The 13,689-nt window shown below is 63.2% G+C and carries 12 protein-coding genes; 4 read left to right on the top strand and 8 right to left on the bottom strand.

Annotated elements, in window-relative coordinates:
- Positions 1 to 7 precede the first annotated feature (7 nt).
- From FHT79_RS02215 to FHT79_RS02180, 8 genes are all read right to left on the bottom strand, one after another.
- Positions 8 to 1,141, bottom strand: a complete 1,134-nt coding sequence (locus tag FHT79_RS02215) for an aminomethyltransferase family protein (protein WP_063476232.1) — start codon at positions 1,139 to 1,141, stop codon at positions 8 to 10.
- A gap of 173 nt (positions 1,142 to 1,314) precedes the next feature.
- A complete protein-coding gene (purU, locus tag FHT79_RS02210) occupies positions 1,315 to 2,199 on the bottom strand; it encodes a formyltetrahydrofolate deformylase (protein ID WP_183902937.1) in 885 nt (294 codons plus the stop codon).
- Positions 2,200 to 2,290: 91 nt separating this feature from the next.
- Positions 2,291 to 3,598 carry a type III glutamate--ammonia ligase gene (gene glnT, locus FHT79_RS02205; protein WP_063475679.1) on the bottom strand — a complete coding sequence of 436 codons (1,308 nt, stop codon included), beginning with the start codon at positions 3,596 to 3,598 and terminating at the stop codon, positions 2,291 to 2,293.
- A 91-nt stretch (positions 3,599 to 3,689) separates the two neighbouring features.
- A complete protein-coding gene (locus FHT79_RS02200) occupies positions 3,690 to 5,018 on the bottom strand; it encodes an FMN-binding glutamate synthase family protein (RefSeq protein ID WP_003594873.1) in 1,329 nt (442 codons plus the stop codon).
- A gap of 14 nt (positions 5,019 to 5,032) precedes the next feature.
- Positions 5,033 to 5,719 carry a GXGXG domain-containing protein gene (locus FHT79_RS02195; protein WP_047611831.1) on the bottom strand — a complete coding sequence of 229 codons (687 nt, stop codon included), beginning with the start codon at positions 5,717 to 5,719 and terminating at the stop codon, positions 5,033 to 5,035.
- A 55-nt stretch (positions 5,720 to 5,774) separates the two neighbouring features.
- Positions 5,775 to 6,680, bottom strand: a complete 906-nt coding sequence (locus FHT79_RS02190; RefSeq protein WP_097542650.1) for a glutamine amidotransferase family protein — start codon at positions 6,678 to 6,680, stop codon at positions 5,775 to 5,777.
- A gap of 88 nt (positions 6,681 to 6,768) precedes the next feature.
- Positions 6,769 to 7,452, bottom strand: coding sequence for a helix-turn-helix domain-containing protein (locus tag FHT79_RS02185; protein WP_183902936.1), 684 nt, complete (start codon positions 7,450 to 7,452; stop codon positions 6,769 to 6,771).
- An 80-nt stretch (positions 7,453 to 7,532) separates the two neighbouring features.
- Positions 7,533 to 8,492: a GlxA family transcriptional regulator gene (locus FHT79_RS02180; protein ID WP_183902935.1), complete on the bottom strand. Its 960-nt coding sequence runs from the start codon at positions 8,490 to 8,492 to the stop codon at positions 7,533 to 7,535.
- An 86-nt stretch (positions 8,493 to 8,578) separates the two neighbouring features.
- Between FHT79_RS02180 and FHT79_RS02175 the strand changes: the two genes are divergently transcribed.
- The 4 genes from FHT79_RS02175 to FHT79_RS02160 are packed head-to-tail and all read left to right on the top strand — an operon-like array spanning position 8,579 to position 13,612.
- Positions 8,579 to 9,829 carry a sarcosine oxidase subunit beta family protein gene (locus FHT79_RS02175; RefSeq protein ID WP_097542647.1) on the top strand — a complete coding sequence of 417 codons (1,251 nt, stop codon included), beginning with the start codon at positions 8,579 to 8,581 and terminating at the stop codon, positions 9,827 to 9,829.
- 12 nt (positions 9,830 to 9,841) lie between these two features.
- Positions 9,842 to 10,123, top strand: a complete 282-nt coding sequence (locus FHT79_RS02170; RefSeq protein WP_047611841.1) for a sarcosine oxidase subunit delta — start codon at positions 9,842 to 9,844, stop codon at positions 10,121 to 10,123.
- Positions 10,120 to 13,074 (top strand): sarcosine oxidase subunit alpha family protein, encoded by a 2,955-nt coding sequence (locus tag FHT79_RS02165; protein WP_183902934.1) that lies wholly within the window; start codon positions 10,120 to 10,122, stop codon positions 13,072 to 13,074. The genes FHT79_RS02170 and FHT79_RS02165 overlap by 4 nt, the downstream gene beginning before the upstream one ends.
- Positions 13,067 to 13,612 carry a sarcosine oxidase subunit gamma family protein gene (locus FHT79_RS02160; RefSeq protein ID WP_183902933.1) on the top strand — a complete coding sequence of 182 codons (546 nt, stop codon included), beginning with the start codon at positions 13,067 to 13,069 and terminating at the stop codon, positions 13,610 to 13,612. The genes FHT79_RS02165 and FHT79_RS02160 overlap by 8 nt, the downstream gene beginning before the upstream one ends.
- The last annotated feature ends 77 nt before the right edge of the window (positions 13,613 to 13,689 follow it).

Here is a 13,689-nt window from a genome sequence, read left to right as displayed (position 1 = left end):
GTGCTCCTTAACCTACGGCAGTCCTCTTCTTCTTCTCCGGATCGTCGAAGGGAAGCGTATGGGCGGTGGCGCCTGCCTTGAGGGTCTTGCCGCGGACTTCGAGTTTCGTCCCATGCACCGCCTTGTCAACGTCGAGACGGGCAATCGCCATGGATTTCTTCGTCAGCGACGAATAGCTCGGGCAGGTGATGACGCCGACCTTCTTGCCGTCGGCAAAGACCTCGTCGCCGAGATCGGCCGGTCCGTCGGCATCGATCAGCATGCCGAAGATCTTGAAGCGTTCCCTACCCTTGAGGCGGGCATGTTCCTCGGCGCCGCGAAAGCCCGTCTTGCCGGGGCTGACGGTAAAGTCGAGGCCGAGTTCCCAGAGGCTGTCGCCGGGCGGCTGATCGGCGAAGGGATACATCTGCGAATTGTCGTAGGGGTAGAAGAGCAGGTAGCTTTCGACACGCAGCATGTCGAGAACCGAGAAGCAGCAGGGGATGATGCCCATCTCCTTGCCTTCCTCGACAATCCGGTCCCAGACCATCACGGCGTCCTGACCGCGCACGAAGATCTCGTAGCCGCGCTCGCCGGTATAGCCGGTGCGGGAGATCATCACCGGCGCGCCGAATAGCGTCGTCTGCATGTGGTGGAAATATTTGAGGTCGCGGATGCCGGGCACGTATTTGGCGAGATAGTCGACCGCGAGCGGACCCTGCAGCGACAGGTCATGCAGGTCGTCGTCGAAGAGCACGGCGCAATTGCGGCCTGCCGCCTGGCGGACGACTTCCTCGTGGCCGGAGCCGGAGCCATGCACCAGCATCCAGGAATTCGGGCCGGTGCGATAGACGATGCAGTCGTCGGTGAAGTGGCCGCGCTCGTTCAGCATGGTCGCATAGACCGAGCGGCCGGGATAGATCTTCGTCAGGTCGCGGGTGGTGATGTAGTCGAGCACGGCGATGGCGTGCGGGCCGACCAGGTGCACTTTCTTCAGGCCCGAGACATCCATGATGCCGGCCTTGGTGCGAACGGCGACATGTTCTTCCGACATGTCCTTGTCGTAGGTCCAGGCGGTTCCCATGCCGCTCCAGTCCTCGAGCTTCGATCCCAGAGCGCGATGCCGATCCGCCAAGACGGAGAAACGCCATGATAAAGCCATTTCCGTTCCCTCTTATTTCCTCTACGGAATATTTATTTCCTGACTATATAAGTCTTTCGCGCCGTGGCAAGCCCGCCCGGCATGCATTTCCCAAACTTTCGGCGGCACTCGCCGCAGCTTTAACGTCCTGCATGACCGATGCGACTGCGTGCTGCCGTCGATGGCCGTCTCTCTCAACCCATGCGTTCGGAGGCGTAGCTGCCGGGGCTTGCCGGGAAGACCACGGTGCGGTTGCCGTTGATGAAGGTGCGGTGATGGATATGGGCGTGGATGGCGCGCGCCAGCACCTGACTTTCGACGTCGCGGCCGATCGAGACATAATCGTCGGGCGACTGCGCATGGGTGATGCGCGCCGTGTCCTGCTCGATGATCGGGCCTTCGTCGAGATCGGCGGTGACGTAATGCGCCGTCGCCCCGATCAGCTTGACGCCGCGGCCATAGGCCTGCTTGTAGGGATTGGCGCCCTTGAAGCTCGGCAGGAAGGAATGATGGATGTTGATGATCCGGCCGGACATTTTCTGGCACATCTCGTCCGACAGGATCTGCATGTAGCGGGCGAGCACGATCAGTTCGGTGCCGGTCTGCTCGGCCACCTCCATGATCCGCGCCTCGGCCTGCACCTTGTTGGCCTTGGTGACCGGAATATGGTGGAAGGGGATGTCGTGGTTGACCACGACCTTCTGGTAGTCGAAATGGTTGGAGACGACGCCGACGATGTCGATCGGCAGCGCGCCGATCTTCCAGCGGTAGAGCAGGTCGTTGAGACAATGGCCGAAGCGCGACACCATCAGCAGCACCTTCATGCGCTTCTCGCTGTCGTGAAACTCGTAATCCATCTCGAAGGGCGCGGCGACGGCTGTAAAACCGGCGCCGATCTCGACACCCGAAAGCCCTTCTTCCGAAATGAAGCTGACGCGCATGAAGAACTTGCCGGTATCGAGATCGTCGAACTGCGAGCTGTCGATGATGTTGCAGCCCTTCTCCGCCAGATAGCTCGAAATCGCCGCAACGATGCCGCGCGTCGATTTGCAGGATACGGTGAGTACGAAGTTCTTCATGCGGTCTTTTCCTTCGCCGTTTCAAGCGCAGAGAACCTGGGCGCGCCGGCGCTTTTCCGTCCGGCGTGCCTATTGCAGGTCTGCCCGCTCCTCAGATGTCGAGCGTGTTGTCGCGTTCCCACTGGGTGAAATGCGAGCAGTAGGCATTCCATTCCCGATGCTTGAGCTTGAGGTAGGCGGCGGAAAACTCAGCCCCGATGGCCGCCTTCAAGCCCTCGTCGGCATCATAGGCCCGCAGCGCGTCGAGCAGGTTGAGCGGCAGGCGCGGTGCGTCCTTCACCAGATGCCCCTCGGCATACATGTCGATATCGTAATGCCGACCGGGATCGGCCTGGCTGCGGATGCCGTCGAGGCCGGCGGCGATGATGATCGCCTGCAAGAGGTACGGGTTGACTGCCCCGTCCGGCAGGCGCAGCTCGAAACGTCCGGGTCCCGGCACACGCACCATGTGGGTGCGGTTGTTGCCCGTCCAGGTCACGGTGTTCGGCGACCAAGTGGCGCCCGATGTCGTGCGCGGCGCGTTGATGCGCTTGTAGGAATTGACCGTCGGATTGGTGATCGCGGCGAGCGCCGAGGCGTGCTTCATGATGCCGCCGAGGAAGGTTTTACCCTGAGCGGAGAGCCCGAAGGCCATTTCCTTGTCCGCGAAGGCGTTGACCTTGCCATCGATGTCCCAGACCGAGATGTGGGCATGGCACCCGTTTCCGGTCAGGCCCTTGAAGGGCTTCGGCATGAAGGTGGCGCGAAGGCCGTGCTTTTCGGCGACCGACTTGACCATGAACTTGAAGAAGGAGTGCTTGTCCGCCGTCTGAAGCGCGTCGTCATATTCCCAGTTCATCTCGAACTGGCCGTTCGCGTCCTCGTGATCGTTCTGATAGGGCTTCCAGCCGAGCTCGAGCATGTAGTCGCAAATCTCGGCGATGACATCATAGCGACGCATCACGGCCTGCTGATCATAGCAGGGCTTCTCGGCGGTATCGAACTGGTCTGAAATCACCGAGCCATCGGCAGAGATGAGAAAGAACTCGGGCTCCACGCCGGTTTTTACCCGCAGCCCCTCTTTCGCAGCCTCGGCGACCAGCTTTTTCAGCAGAACGCGCGGGGCCTGTTCGACAGGCTGATCGTCCATGACGCAGTCGGCGGCAACCCAAGCGACGTCCTTCTTCCAGGGCAGCTGGATGACGGAGGAAGCATCGGGAACCGCGAACAGGTCGGGATGGGCAGGCGTCAGATCGAGCCAGGTTGCAAAGCCCGCAAAGCCGGCGCCATCTTTCTGCATGTCGGCGATGGCTTCGGCGGGGACCAGCTTGGCGCGTTGGCCGCCGAACAGGTCGGTGTAGCTGATCATGAAATATTTGATGCCTTTTTCGGAGGCGTATTGCGAGAGGTCCAGTGTCACGTTTGTCCCCTTGTATTGACCTTATGTAATGATCTTAGACACTTGATAATGAAGCCGGCCGCATCCTCCCAAACGCGCCCGGCCGGCGTTTTTAGAAACCGGTCTTGCCGGGGATCCAGTTGGTGCCGGCGAGCGGCACCTGCGCCATGGCCGATGCCTCGATCGTCAGTGCGACGAGGTCTTCCGGCTCGAGGTTGTGCAGGTGGTTCTTGCCGCAGGCACGCGCGATCGTCTGGGCCTCGAGCGTCATGACCTTGAGGTAGTTGGCGAGGCGGCGGCCGGCCGCAACCGGGTCGAGGCGTTTGGCAAGCTCCGGGTCCTGGGTGGTGATGCCGGCCGGATCCTTGCCTTCATGCCAATCGTCATAGGCGCCGGCCGTCGTGCCGAGCTTTTGATATTCCTCTTCCCAATGCGGATCGTTGTCGCCGATCGCGACGAGCGCCGCCGTGCCGATCGCGACCGCGTCGGCGCCCAGCGCCAGCGCCTTGGCAACGTCGGCGCCCGAGCGGATACCGCCCGAAACGATCAGTTGCACCTTGCGGTGCATGCCGAGATCCTGCAGCGCCTGGACAGCCGGACGAATGCAGGCGAGCGTCGGCATGCCGACATTCTCGATGAAGACGTCCTGGGTCGCCGCCGTGCCGCCCTGCATGCCGTCGAGCACGACGACGTCGGCGCCGGCCTTCACCGCAAGAGCGGTGTCGTAGTACGGACGCGCGCCGCCGACCTTGACGTAGATCGGCTTTTCCCAGTCGGTGATCTCGCGCAGCTCCATGATCTTGATTTCCAGATCGTCGGGGCCGGTCCAGTCCGGATGGCGGCAGGCCGAGCGCTGGTCGATGCCCTTGGGCAGGTTGCGCATATTGGCGACGCGGTCGGAGATCTTCTGGCCGAGCAGCATGCCGCCGCCGCCGGGCTTGGCGCCCTGGCCGACCACGACTTCGATCGCGTCGGCGCGGCGCAGGTCCTTCGGGTTCATGCCGTAGCGCGACGGCAGGTATTGGTAGACCAGCGTTTGCGAATGGCCGCGCTCTTCATCGGTCATGCCGCCGTCGCCTGTCGTCGTGGAGGTCCCGGCGATCGTCGCGCCGCGGCCGAGCGCTTCCTTGGCATTGCCGGACAGCGCGCCGAAGCTCATGCCGGCAATGGTGATCGGCGTCTTCAGCGTGATCGGCTTCTTGGCGAAACGTGAGCCGAGCACCACAGTCGTGTCGCATTTCTCGCGGTAGCCTTCGAGCGGATAGCGCGAGATGGAGGCGCCGAGAAACAGCAGGTCGTCGAAATGCGGAACCTTGCGTTTGGTGCCGGCGCCGCGGATGTCATAGATACCGGTCGCGGCCGCGCGGCGGATTTCGGCAAGCGTATAGTCGTCGAATGTCGCGGACTTGCGCGGCGGGGTATAGGGGTTGTGATAGCTCATGGGGGTCCCTCGCCTTAATACGCGTCGGCGTTGTCGATGTTGAAATTGTAAAGCTTGCGGGCGGAGCCGTAGCGCTTGAACTCTTCGGGCCTGACGTCCGTGACCCCGGCGCGATCGAGCAGTTCGGCAAGCTTGTCCAGATGCTCCGGCCGCATCTCTTTCTCGATGCAGTCGGAGCCGAGGCTTTTGACCTCGCCGCGGACGAACAGCTTGGCTTCGTAGAGCGAATCCCCCAACGCATCGCCGGCGTCGCCCAGCACGACCAGATGGCCGGATTGACCCATGAAGGCCGACATGTGGCCGATGCTGCCATGAACGACGATGTCGATGCCCTTCATCGAAATGCCGCAGCGCGACGCCGCGTTGCCCTTGATGACGAGCAGGCCGCCTCGGCCGGTGGCGCCGGCATATTGGCTGGCGTCGCCCTCTATGACGACGGTACCGGACATCATGTTTTCGGCAACGCCCGGACCGGCCGAACCATGAACAGTCACCCTGCCGCCGTCATTCATGCCGGCGCAGTAATAGCCAACCGATCCTCTGACAGCGACCGTGACGGGGCTGTCGATGCCAACGGCGACGGCATGACTGCCGCGCGGGTTGATGACTTCGAATTCAGTGTCGTTCGCACCCTGGGAAAGGGCGTGCAGCGCGCTGTTCAATTCGCGAAGAGGCGTGTTGGAAAGATCGAATGTGGGCATTTATTCCTCGTTGGTCCGAGACGGTTTGAGCCGGCTCCTGCTTTTCAGGCGTCCTTCAGGCGGCCTTGTCGTGATCCCAGAAGTAAACGGTTGCCGGCTCCGGCTCCCAGACACGGGCATTCTCGATGCCGGGAAGGTTGACCAGCGCGCGGTATTCCGAGCCGAAGGCGACATACTGATCCGTCTCGGCCATGACGGCGGGCTTGCAGGCGATCGGGTCGCGCACCACGCCGAAGCCGGACTTGGTGCCGACGACGAAGGTGAAGAAGCCGTCGAGATCGTCGAGCGCGCCCGTCAGCGCCTGGCCGAGATCCTTGCCCTTGGCCATTTCGGCGGTGAGATAGGCGGCGGCGACTTCGGAATCGTTCTGCGTCTCGAAGGTCATGCCTTCGCGCACCAGTTCGCGGCGCAGGTTGTTGTGGTTGGAGAGCGAGCCATTGTGCACAAGGCACTGGTCGGCGCCGGTCGAGAACGGATGCGCGCCGAGCGTGGTGACCGCGGATTCCGTTGCCATACGGGTATGGCCGATGCCGTGGGTTCCGCTCATCGCCCGGACGCCGAAGCGCGCCACGACCTCTTTCGGAAGGCCGATCTCCTTGTAGATTTCGACGCTTTCGCCCGATCCCATCAGACGGACCGCCGGGCGGATCTCTTCAAGCGCCTTGCGCACATTGCCAAGCTTGGACGCGTCCAGCTCGATGACCGCATGCGTACTCTTGATCGAGACGTCGGCTTTGATGCCGGCCTTCTCAAGGTCGCCGGCGAGGCCGTCGAAATCCGCGCCGGGATTGGCCGACTGGATGGTGATTTTTGCCCTGCCTTCGGCGGAGCCGCCATAGATGGCGATGCCGGCCGAGTCCGGACCGCGATCGGTCATGGTTATCAGCATATCCGAGAGCAGATTTCCCAGCTGAGGCTCAAGGCTCTTGTCCTTGAGGAACAGTCCAACGATGCCGCACATAGGTGTGCCTCCTTTCATGTTGAGAAAGGACTAGCAGGTCTACATCAGGACATCAACTGGGAGGAATAAACTTTTCTTCTAAGGCAAGTCAGCTCTTGGAGTTCTGCTGGGGATAACTGATGATCGAGAGGTACTTGCTCGGCAGCTTCATCAACTGCTCCGGCCCATGGGGCGCGTCGGCGTCGAAGAACAGGCTGTCGCCCGGCTGCATCTGGAAAAGCTGGTCGCCGTGGCGATAGATCACCTCGCCTTCGAGCATGTAGAGAAACTCCATGCCCTCGTGCTGGAAGGTCGGGAAAATATCGGAATCGGCCGTCAGCGTGATCAGATAGGGCTCGACGATGACGCCGCTGGTATTGTTGTCGATATGGCCGAGCAGATTATATTGATGGCCGGCGCGCGTGCCGCGCCGCTCGAGCTCGATGCCCTGCCCCGCCTTGACGAAGACGGCATTGCGCGGTTCCTCGAAGCGGCGGAAAAAGGCGGTCAGCGGCACGCCGAGCGCCCGCGACAGCGATTGCAGCGTCGTCAGCGACGGCGAGATGTTGCCGTTCTCGATCTTCGACAGCATGCCGAGCGAAATGCCGGTCGCGGCCGCCAGATCGGTGACCGTGATGCCGAGTTTCTTGCGGTAGGCGCGCACCTCGTGGCCGATCGCCATTTCGAGGTTGTTCTCCTTCGGCTCCCGGACGGCGTGCGGATCCTGGGAAAAGGGCGCGCGTCCGCCATGCGCCTGTTCCGATTGCTCTGCCGCTTCACGCTTGGATTTCATGGATTTTCCACCGCCGCCTTCTCTTTGGTCTGAAGGCAACCCTATCGCCATAGTGAAAATTCCTCAACCGTGAAGAAAACCTATTCCCGCCGCGCCGCGCGCGGAGCGATGCCGTAGACGGCGCGGAACATCCGGGAAAAATGGCTCAGACTGGAAAAACCGGTGGCGACCGCGATTTCCGAGACCGAAAGCGGGCTCTGTTTCAGCAGGCGATGAGCATGCTGCAACCTGATCCTGCGATACTGATCGAGGAAGGTGGTGCCGAGATGGGTGGCAAAGAGCCGGTCGAGATGGCGTGCGGTGACGCCGGCGATGCGCGCCATGGCGGCACGTTCGAGCGGCATCTCGATCGTCTCCTCCATCCGTTCGAGAACACTGAGCAGGCCGGGATGATGGACCCCGTAACGTTCGGCCAGCGAGGCGCGCTGCGGGGCTGCCGGCTCGTTGACCTCGGTATGAAGATACCAGTCGCTGACCCGGCGGGCGAAATCCGGTCCCATGCGCTCGGCGATCAGCACATGCATCATGTCGAGGGGCGCGATGCCGCCGCCGCAGGTGATCCGGTTGCCGTCGATCATGAAGCGCGCCTGGCGCGGCGTGAGGTCCGGGAAGGCTTCGAGAAGGGCGGCGGCATGCTCCCAGTGGATGGTGAAGTCGCGGCCGCCCAGCAGTCCGGCGGCGGCCATCAGATAGGGACCGCCCGAAATGCCGCCGATCCTTACACCTTCGCGCGACAGCTGCCGCAAGCAGGCAAGCACACCGGGATATCGCCAGTCGCGCGGTGACCCGCCGGCGCAGACAAAGGCTGTTCCAAGTCCCGAGCCTCTGACCGGCAGAGGTTCGGCGGGAACGCTGGTGCCCGAGGAGGAAAGCGCCGCTGCACCATCCGGCGAGAAGATCCGCAGCCGATAGATCTCGCGCCCGGCCAGAAGATTTGCCGCCCTGAGCGGCTCTGTGGCCGAGGCATAGGACATCAGCGCAAATCCCGGGATGAGGATGAAGCCGATTGTCTGGACATTTTTGCTATCAAATGAAGACATGTCTCTTTCTTAGCGATTTATGTCCTTATCGTGCAAGTACATGCGTCTCTTTCTGGCATCATGCTCCTGTTCTTTCCGGGTGACCCATGCGCTATTCCGCTCTTTCGATTTTTCTGAACGGCCTTCGCGGCAACAAGGGCTGGGCGCCTGCCTGGCGCGATCCGGCGCCGAAGCCGCATTACGACGTCATCATCGTCGGCGGCGGCGGCCATGGTCTTGCCACCGCCTATTATCTCGCCAAGGAGTTCGGCGTCACCAATGTCGCCGTCCTCGAAAAGGGCTATCTCGGCTCCGGCAATATCGGCAGGAACACGACGATCATCCGTTCGAACTACCTGCTATCAGGCAACAATCCCTTCTACGAGCTGTCGATGAAGCTTTGGGAAGGGCTGGAGCAGGACTTCAACTTCAACGCCATGGTCTCGCAGCGCGGCGTGCTCAACCTCTTCCATTCCGATGCGCAGCGTGACGCCTATACGCGCCGCGGCAACGCCATGCGGCTGCACGGCGTCGACGCCGAGCTTCTCGACCGGCAGGCAGTGCGCCGGAAATTGCCCTTCCTCGATTTCGACAATGCCCGTTTCCCCATTATGGGCGGCCTGTTCCACCCGCGCGGCGGCACGGTGCGTCACGATGCGGTCGCCTGGGGTTATGCGCGCGGCGCAGACAGCCGCGGCGTCGACATCATCACCCAGTGCGAGGTGACCGGTATCCGCCGCGAAAATGGTCAGGTGACCGGCGTCGAGACCAGCAAGGGCTTCATCGGCTGCGGCAAGCTGGCGCTCGCAGCCGCCGGCAACTCCACCGTCGTCGCCGATATGGCCGGCCTGCGGCTGCCGATTGAAAGCCATGTGCTGCAGGCCTTCGTCTCCGAAGGCCTGAAACCCTTCATCGACACGGTCGTCACCTTCGGCGCCGGGCATTTCTATGTCTCCCAGTCCGATAAGGGCGGCCTCGTCTTCGGCGGCGATATCGACGGCTATAATTCCTATGCCCAGCGCGGCAATCTCGCTTCGGTCGAACATGTCGCCGAGGCCGGGCTGGCGATGATCCCGTCGCTTTCGCGCGTGCGCTATCTGCGCTCCTGGGGCGGCGTCATGGATATGAGCATGGACGGCTCGCCGATCATCGACCGCACCCATATCGACAATCTCTACCTCAATACCGGCTGGTGTTACGGCGGCTTCAAGGCGACACCCGCCTCCGGCTTCTGCTACGCCCATCTGATCGCCCGCAACACGCCGCATCAGACCGCCCGCGCCTTCCGGCTCGACCGTTTCGCGCGCGGTTATCCGATCGACGAAAAGGGCGTCGGCGCCCAGCCCAATCTGCACTAAGGACATTCGACCATGGCAAGCCTGATTTCATGTCCCCATTGCGGTGCCCGGCCCAAGGAGGAATTTTCGATCCGCGGCGATGCCAGCCTTGCCAGGCCGGCGCCGGATGCCGGCGCGGATGCCTGGTTCGACTATGTCTATCTCCGTGACAATCCGCGCGGCCGGCACAGCGAATACTGGCATCACACCTCCGGATGCCGCCGCTGGCTGATCGTCGAGCGCGACACCGTCACCCATGCGGTCCACCGCGTCAGGGATGCCGCCCTTTCCAAGCTCGGCGGAGAACCGGCATGACGAGTTTCCGTCTCTCCTCCGGCGGCCGGATCGACCGCGCCACAACGCTCGGCTTCACCTTCGACGGCAGGCCGCTCGAAGGCCATCCGGGCGACACGCTCGCCTCGGCGCTGCTCGCCAACGGCGTCCAGCTCGTCGGCCGCAGCTTCAAATATCACCGCCCGCGCGGCATTCTGACGGCGGGGGCCGCCGAACCGAACGCGCTGGTGACGACAGGCAGCGGCGGGCGCACCGAACCGAATACACGCGCGACGATGATCGAGCTTTATCAGGGGTTGACGGCAAAGAGCCAGAACCGCTGGCCCTCTCTCGGCTTCGATATCGGCGCGGTCAACGGGCTGCTGTCGCCCTTCCTCAGCGCCGGCTTCTATTACAAGACCTTCATGTGGCCGGCGGCCCTCTGGGAAAAGCTCTACGAGCCGGTGATCCGCAAGGCGGCGGGCCTCGGCAGAGCCTCCTACGAAGCCGATCCTGATTCCTACGAGAAATGCTGGGCGCATTGCGATCTGCTGGTGATCGGCGCCGGCCCTGCCGGCCTTGCCGCAGCGCTGACCGCCGGCCGGGCCGGCGCACGCGTCATCCTCGCCGACGAGGGGCCGGAACTCGGCGGTAGCCTGCTTTCCGAGACCGGCACCGTCGACGGCAAGCCGGCGGGCACTGTTCTCAACGAGCTGCTTGCCGAGCTGGAGGGCCTGGAGAACGTGCGCCGCATGCCGCGCATGACGGTGTTCGGCTGGTACGACGACAATGTCTTCGGCGCCGTCGAGCGGGTGCAGAAGCATGTAGCGATGCCCGATCCGGATCGTCCGGTCGAACGGTTGTGGCGCATCGTCGCCCGCCAGGCGATCCTGGCGACCGGCGCCGAAGAGCGGCCGCTCGTCTTTGGCGGCAACGATATTCCCGGTGTGATGATTGCAGGCGCCATGCGCAGCTATCTCAACCGGCAGGCGGTGGCGCCGGGCCAAAGCACGGTGATCTTCACCACCAATGATGCCGGATATGACACCGCCGCCGACCTTGAAGCCTCCGGCCTTCGAGTTGCGGCGATCATCGACAGTCGCGCCGATGGCGGCAAGAGCTGGCAGGGCCGTGCCGAGGTTCTGCGGGGCGCCCGGGTGATCGATGCGTTCGGCGGCAAGCGCCTGCACAGCGTCGGCGTCGAAACCGCAGGCGGCCTTCGCCGGATCGACGCGGATGCGCTCGCGATGTCGGGTGGCTGGAGCCCGGTCATTCATCTTGCCTGCCATCGCGGCGGCAAGCCGCGATGGTCGGAGGAGACTTCGGGGTTTCTGGCGCCGACTGCACAGGAAGGCCTCGCGGTTGCGGGCGCCGCAGACGGCCTTGCGCAGACCACAGCCTGCCTCGGCGATGGCGCCGCAAAGGCCGCCGCCGCATTGCAGGCAATCGGCCTCGCCGCGGAACCGGCCTTTGCTTCCGCCACCGAGACGGCTCAGCACGCAAAGCCGCTCTGGTCGGTCAAAGGTTCAAAGGGCAAGGCCTTCGTCGACTATCAGAACGACGTGCATCTCAAGGACCTTGGGCTGGCCGTGCGCGAAGGCTACGGCCATGTCGAGCTCGCCAAGCGTTATACCACCAGCGGCATGGCGACCGACCAGGGCAAGCTTTCCAACATCAACGCCATCGGCATTCTCGCCGAGACGCGTGGCGTGTCGCCCGCCGAGGTGGGAACGACGACCTTCCGGCCCTTCTATACGCCGGTCTCCTTCGGCGCTTTGACCGGGGCATCGCGCGGCAAACATTTCCAGCCGGCGCGCAAATCGCCGCTGCATGGCTGGGCCGAGAAAAACGGCGCGGTCTTCGTCGAAACCGGCCTCTGGTATCGTTCTTCCTGGTTCCCGCGCGTGGGCGAAACGACGTGGCGCGAAAGCGTCGACCGCGAAGTATTGAACATCCGCAAAAATGCCGGCCTCTGCGACGTCTCGACCCTCGGCAAGATCGAAATCTTCGGCAGGGATGCCGCGACCTTCCTCGATCGCATCTATTGCAACGGCTTCGCCAAGCTTGCCGTCGGCAAGGCGCGTTACGGCATCATGCTGCGCGAGGATGGCTTCATCTATGACGACGGCACCACCAGCCGGTTCAGCGACGATCATTTCTTCATGACGACGACGACCGCACTTGCCGCCGGCGTGCTCACCCATCTCGAATTCTGCGCCCAGACGCTCTGGCCGGAGCTCGACGTCTGCTTCGCCTCCTCCACCGATCAATGGGCGCAGATGGCCGTTGCCGGGCCGAAGTCGCGCGACATCCTCTCCGAGATCGTCGACGAGGATCTGTCGGATGCGGCCTTCCCCTTCATGAGCGCCCGCAAGGTCTCGCTCTTCGGCGGCGGGCTCGAAGGCCGGCTCTTCCGGATCTCCTTCTCCGGCGAACTCGCCTACGAGCTGGCAGTACCGGCCGGCTACGGCGAAGGCGTTGCCGACGCGATCATGGCAGCCGGTGAGAAACATGGCATCTCAGCCTATGGCGCCGAAGCGCTCGGCGTCATGCGCATCGAGAAGGGCCACGTCACCCATGCCGAGATCAACGGCACGGTCACCCCAGGCGATCTCGGTTTCGGCCGCATGGTTTCATCAACCAAGCCGGATTTCATCGGCAAGGCCATGCTTGCCCGCGACGGCCTGCAGGATCCCGAGCGCCCGCGCCTCGTCGGCGTCAAACCGCTCAATCCGACAAGCGGCTTCCGCACCGGCTCGCATATCCTTGCCGAGGGCGCTGCGGCGACGCTCGAAAACGATCAGGGCTACGTCACATCGAGCGCCTTTTCGCCGGGGCTCGGCCATACGATCGGCCTGGCGCTCGTCAAGCGCGGGCCGGAGCGCGTCGGTGAAAAGGTGACGGTCTGGAACGGCCTGCGCAACGAATTCACCGATGCGGTGCTCTGCCATCCCGTCTTCATCGATCCCGAAAACGAGAAGCTCCATGCCTGATCTTCCGCAACACAAACCGGTTCTGGCCGGAACGGCTTATAGTGGTATCTCGGAAGCAGGCATCCGGCTGCAAGCCTTACCGGAAGGCCATCTCCTGCATGTGTTCGGTGCGATCGAGCCATCCACGCTCGCTGCGGAATTGGCAAAGGCGGGCTTGGCCAAAAGTTCGATCCGCAAGGCCGGCTTCCGCCAATGGTTCGTCGCCGGCGACGAGCCGCTCACCCCGGCCAGCCTCGATGCTCTCGCAGCAGCACTTGCCGGAAAGGCCTACGTCATGGACCAGAGCCACGGGCGTGTGCGCATCGGCGTTTCCGGCCGCTCTTCGCGGGCGCTTCTCTCAAAGGGCACCGCCGTCAATCTCGATCCCGGCGTCTTCCCGGAAGGCCATTCGGCCATGACCATGGTTGGTCATCTCTCCGTGCAGATCGTCCGCACCGGCGATGACAGCTTCGAACTCACGGTCCTGCGCAGCTTTGCCGAAAGCCTCTGGGACGAACTCACCCATATGGCGGCGAGCGCCGAAAAGGACGACGCATAGGGGCCATCCGTGTCGGCAATGGCGCCATTTCCAGGATACTTGGCAGGAGGTCGAGGCGGTGGTAATCTTTACCACCG

The sequence above is a fragment of the Rhizobium sp. BK212 genome (assembly GCF_014197475.1).
In the GTDB taxonomy this organism is placed as follows: Bacteria; Pseudomonadota; Alphaproteobacteria; order Rhizobiales; family Rhizobiaceae; genus Rhizobium; species Rhizobium anhuiense.
Note: the sequence above shows the minus strand (reverse complement) of the source record. Positions and strands in the feature narration are given on the sequence as shown.

Bases quoted from the DNA above. Each gene is read 5' to 3' on its own strand.
- FHT79_RS02200 (WP_003594873.1), bottom strand. From the start codon at position 5,018: ATGAGCTATCACAACCCCTATACCCCGCCGCGCAAGTCCGCGACATTC.
- FHT79_RS02175 (WP_097542647.1), top strand. From the start codon at position 8,579: ATGCGCTATTCCGCTCTTTCGATTTTTCTGAACGGCCTTCGCGGCAAC.
- FHT79_RS02190 (WP_097542650.1), bottom strand. From the start codon at position 6,680: ATGTGCGGCATCGTTGGACTGTTCCTCAAGGACAAGAGCCTTGAGCCT.
- FHT79_RS02215 (WP_063476232.1), bottom strand. From the start codon at position 1,141: ATGGCTTTATCATGGCGTTTCTCCGTCTTGGCGGATCGGCATCGCGCT.
- purU (WP_183902937.1), bottom strand. From the start codon at position 2,199: ATGAAGAACTTCGTACTCACCGTATCCTGCAAATCGACGCGCGGCATC.
- FHT79_RS02180 (WP_183902935.1), bottom strand. From the start codon at position 8,492: ATGTCTTCATTTGATAGCAAAAATGTCCAGACAATCGGCTTCATCCTC.
- FHT79_RS02170 (WP_047611841.1), top strand. From the start codon at position 9,842: ATGGCAAGCCTGATTTCATGTCCCCATTGCGGTGCCCGGCCCAAGGAG.
- FHT79_RS02160 (WP_183902933.1), top strand. From the start codon at position 13,067: ATGCCTGATCTTCCGCAACACAAACCGGTTCTGGCCGGAACGGCTTAT.
- FHT79_RS02185 (WP_183902936.1), bottom strand. From the start codon at position 7,452: ATGAAATCCAAGCGTGAAGCGGCAGAGCAATCGGAACAGGCGCATGGC.
- FHT79_RS02165 (WP_183902934.1), top strand. From the start codon at position 10,120: ATGACGAGTTTCCGTCTCTCCTCCGGCGGCCGGATCGACCGCGCCACA.
- FHT79_RS02195 (WP_047611831.1), bottom strand. From the start codon at position 5,719: ATGCCCACATTCGATCTTTCCAACACGCCTCTTCGCGAATTGAACAGC.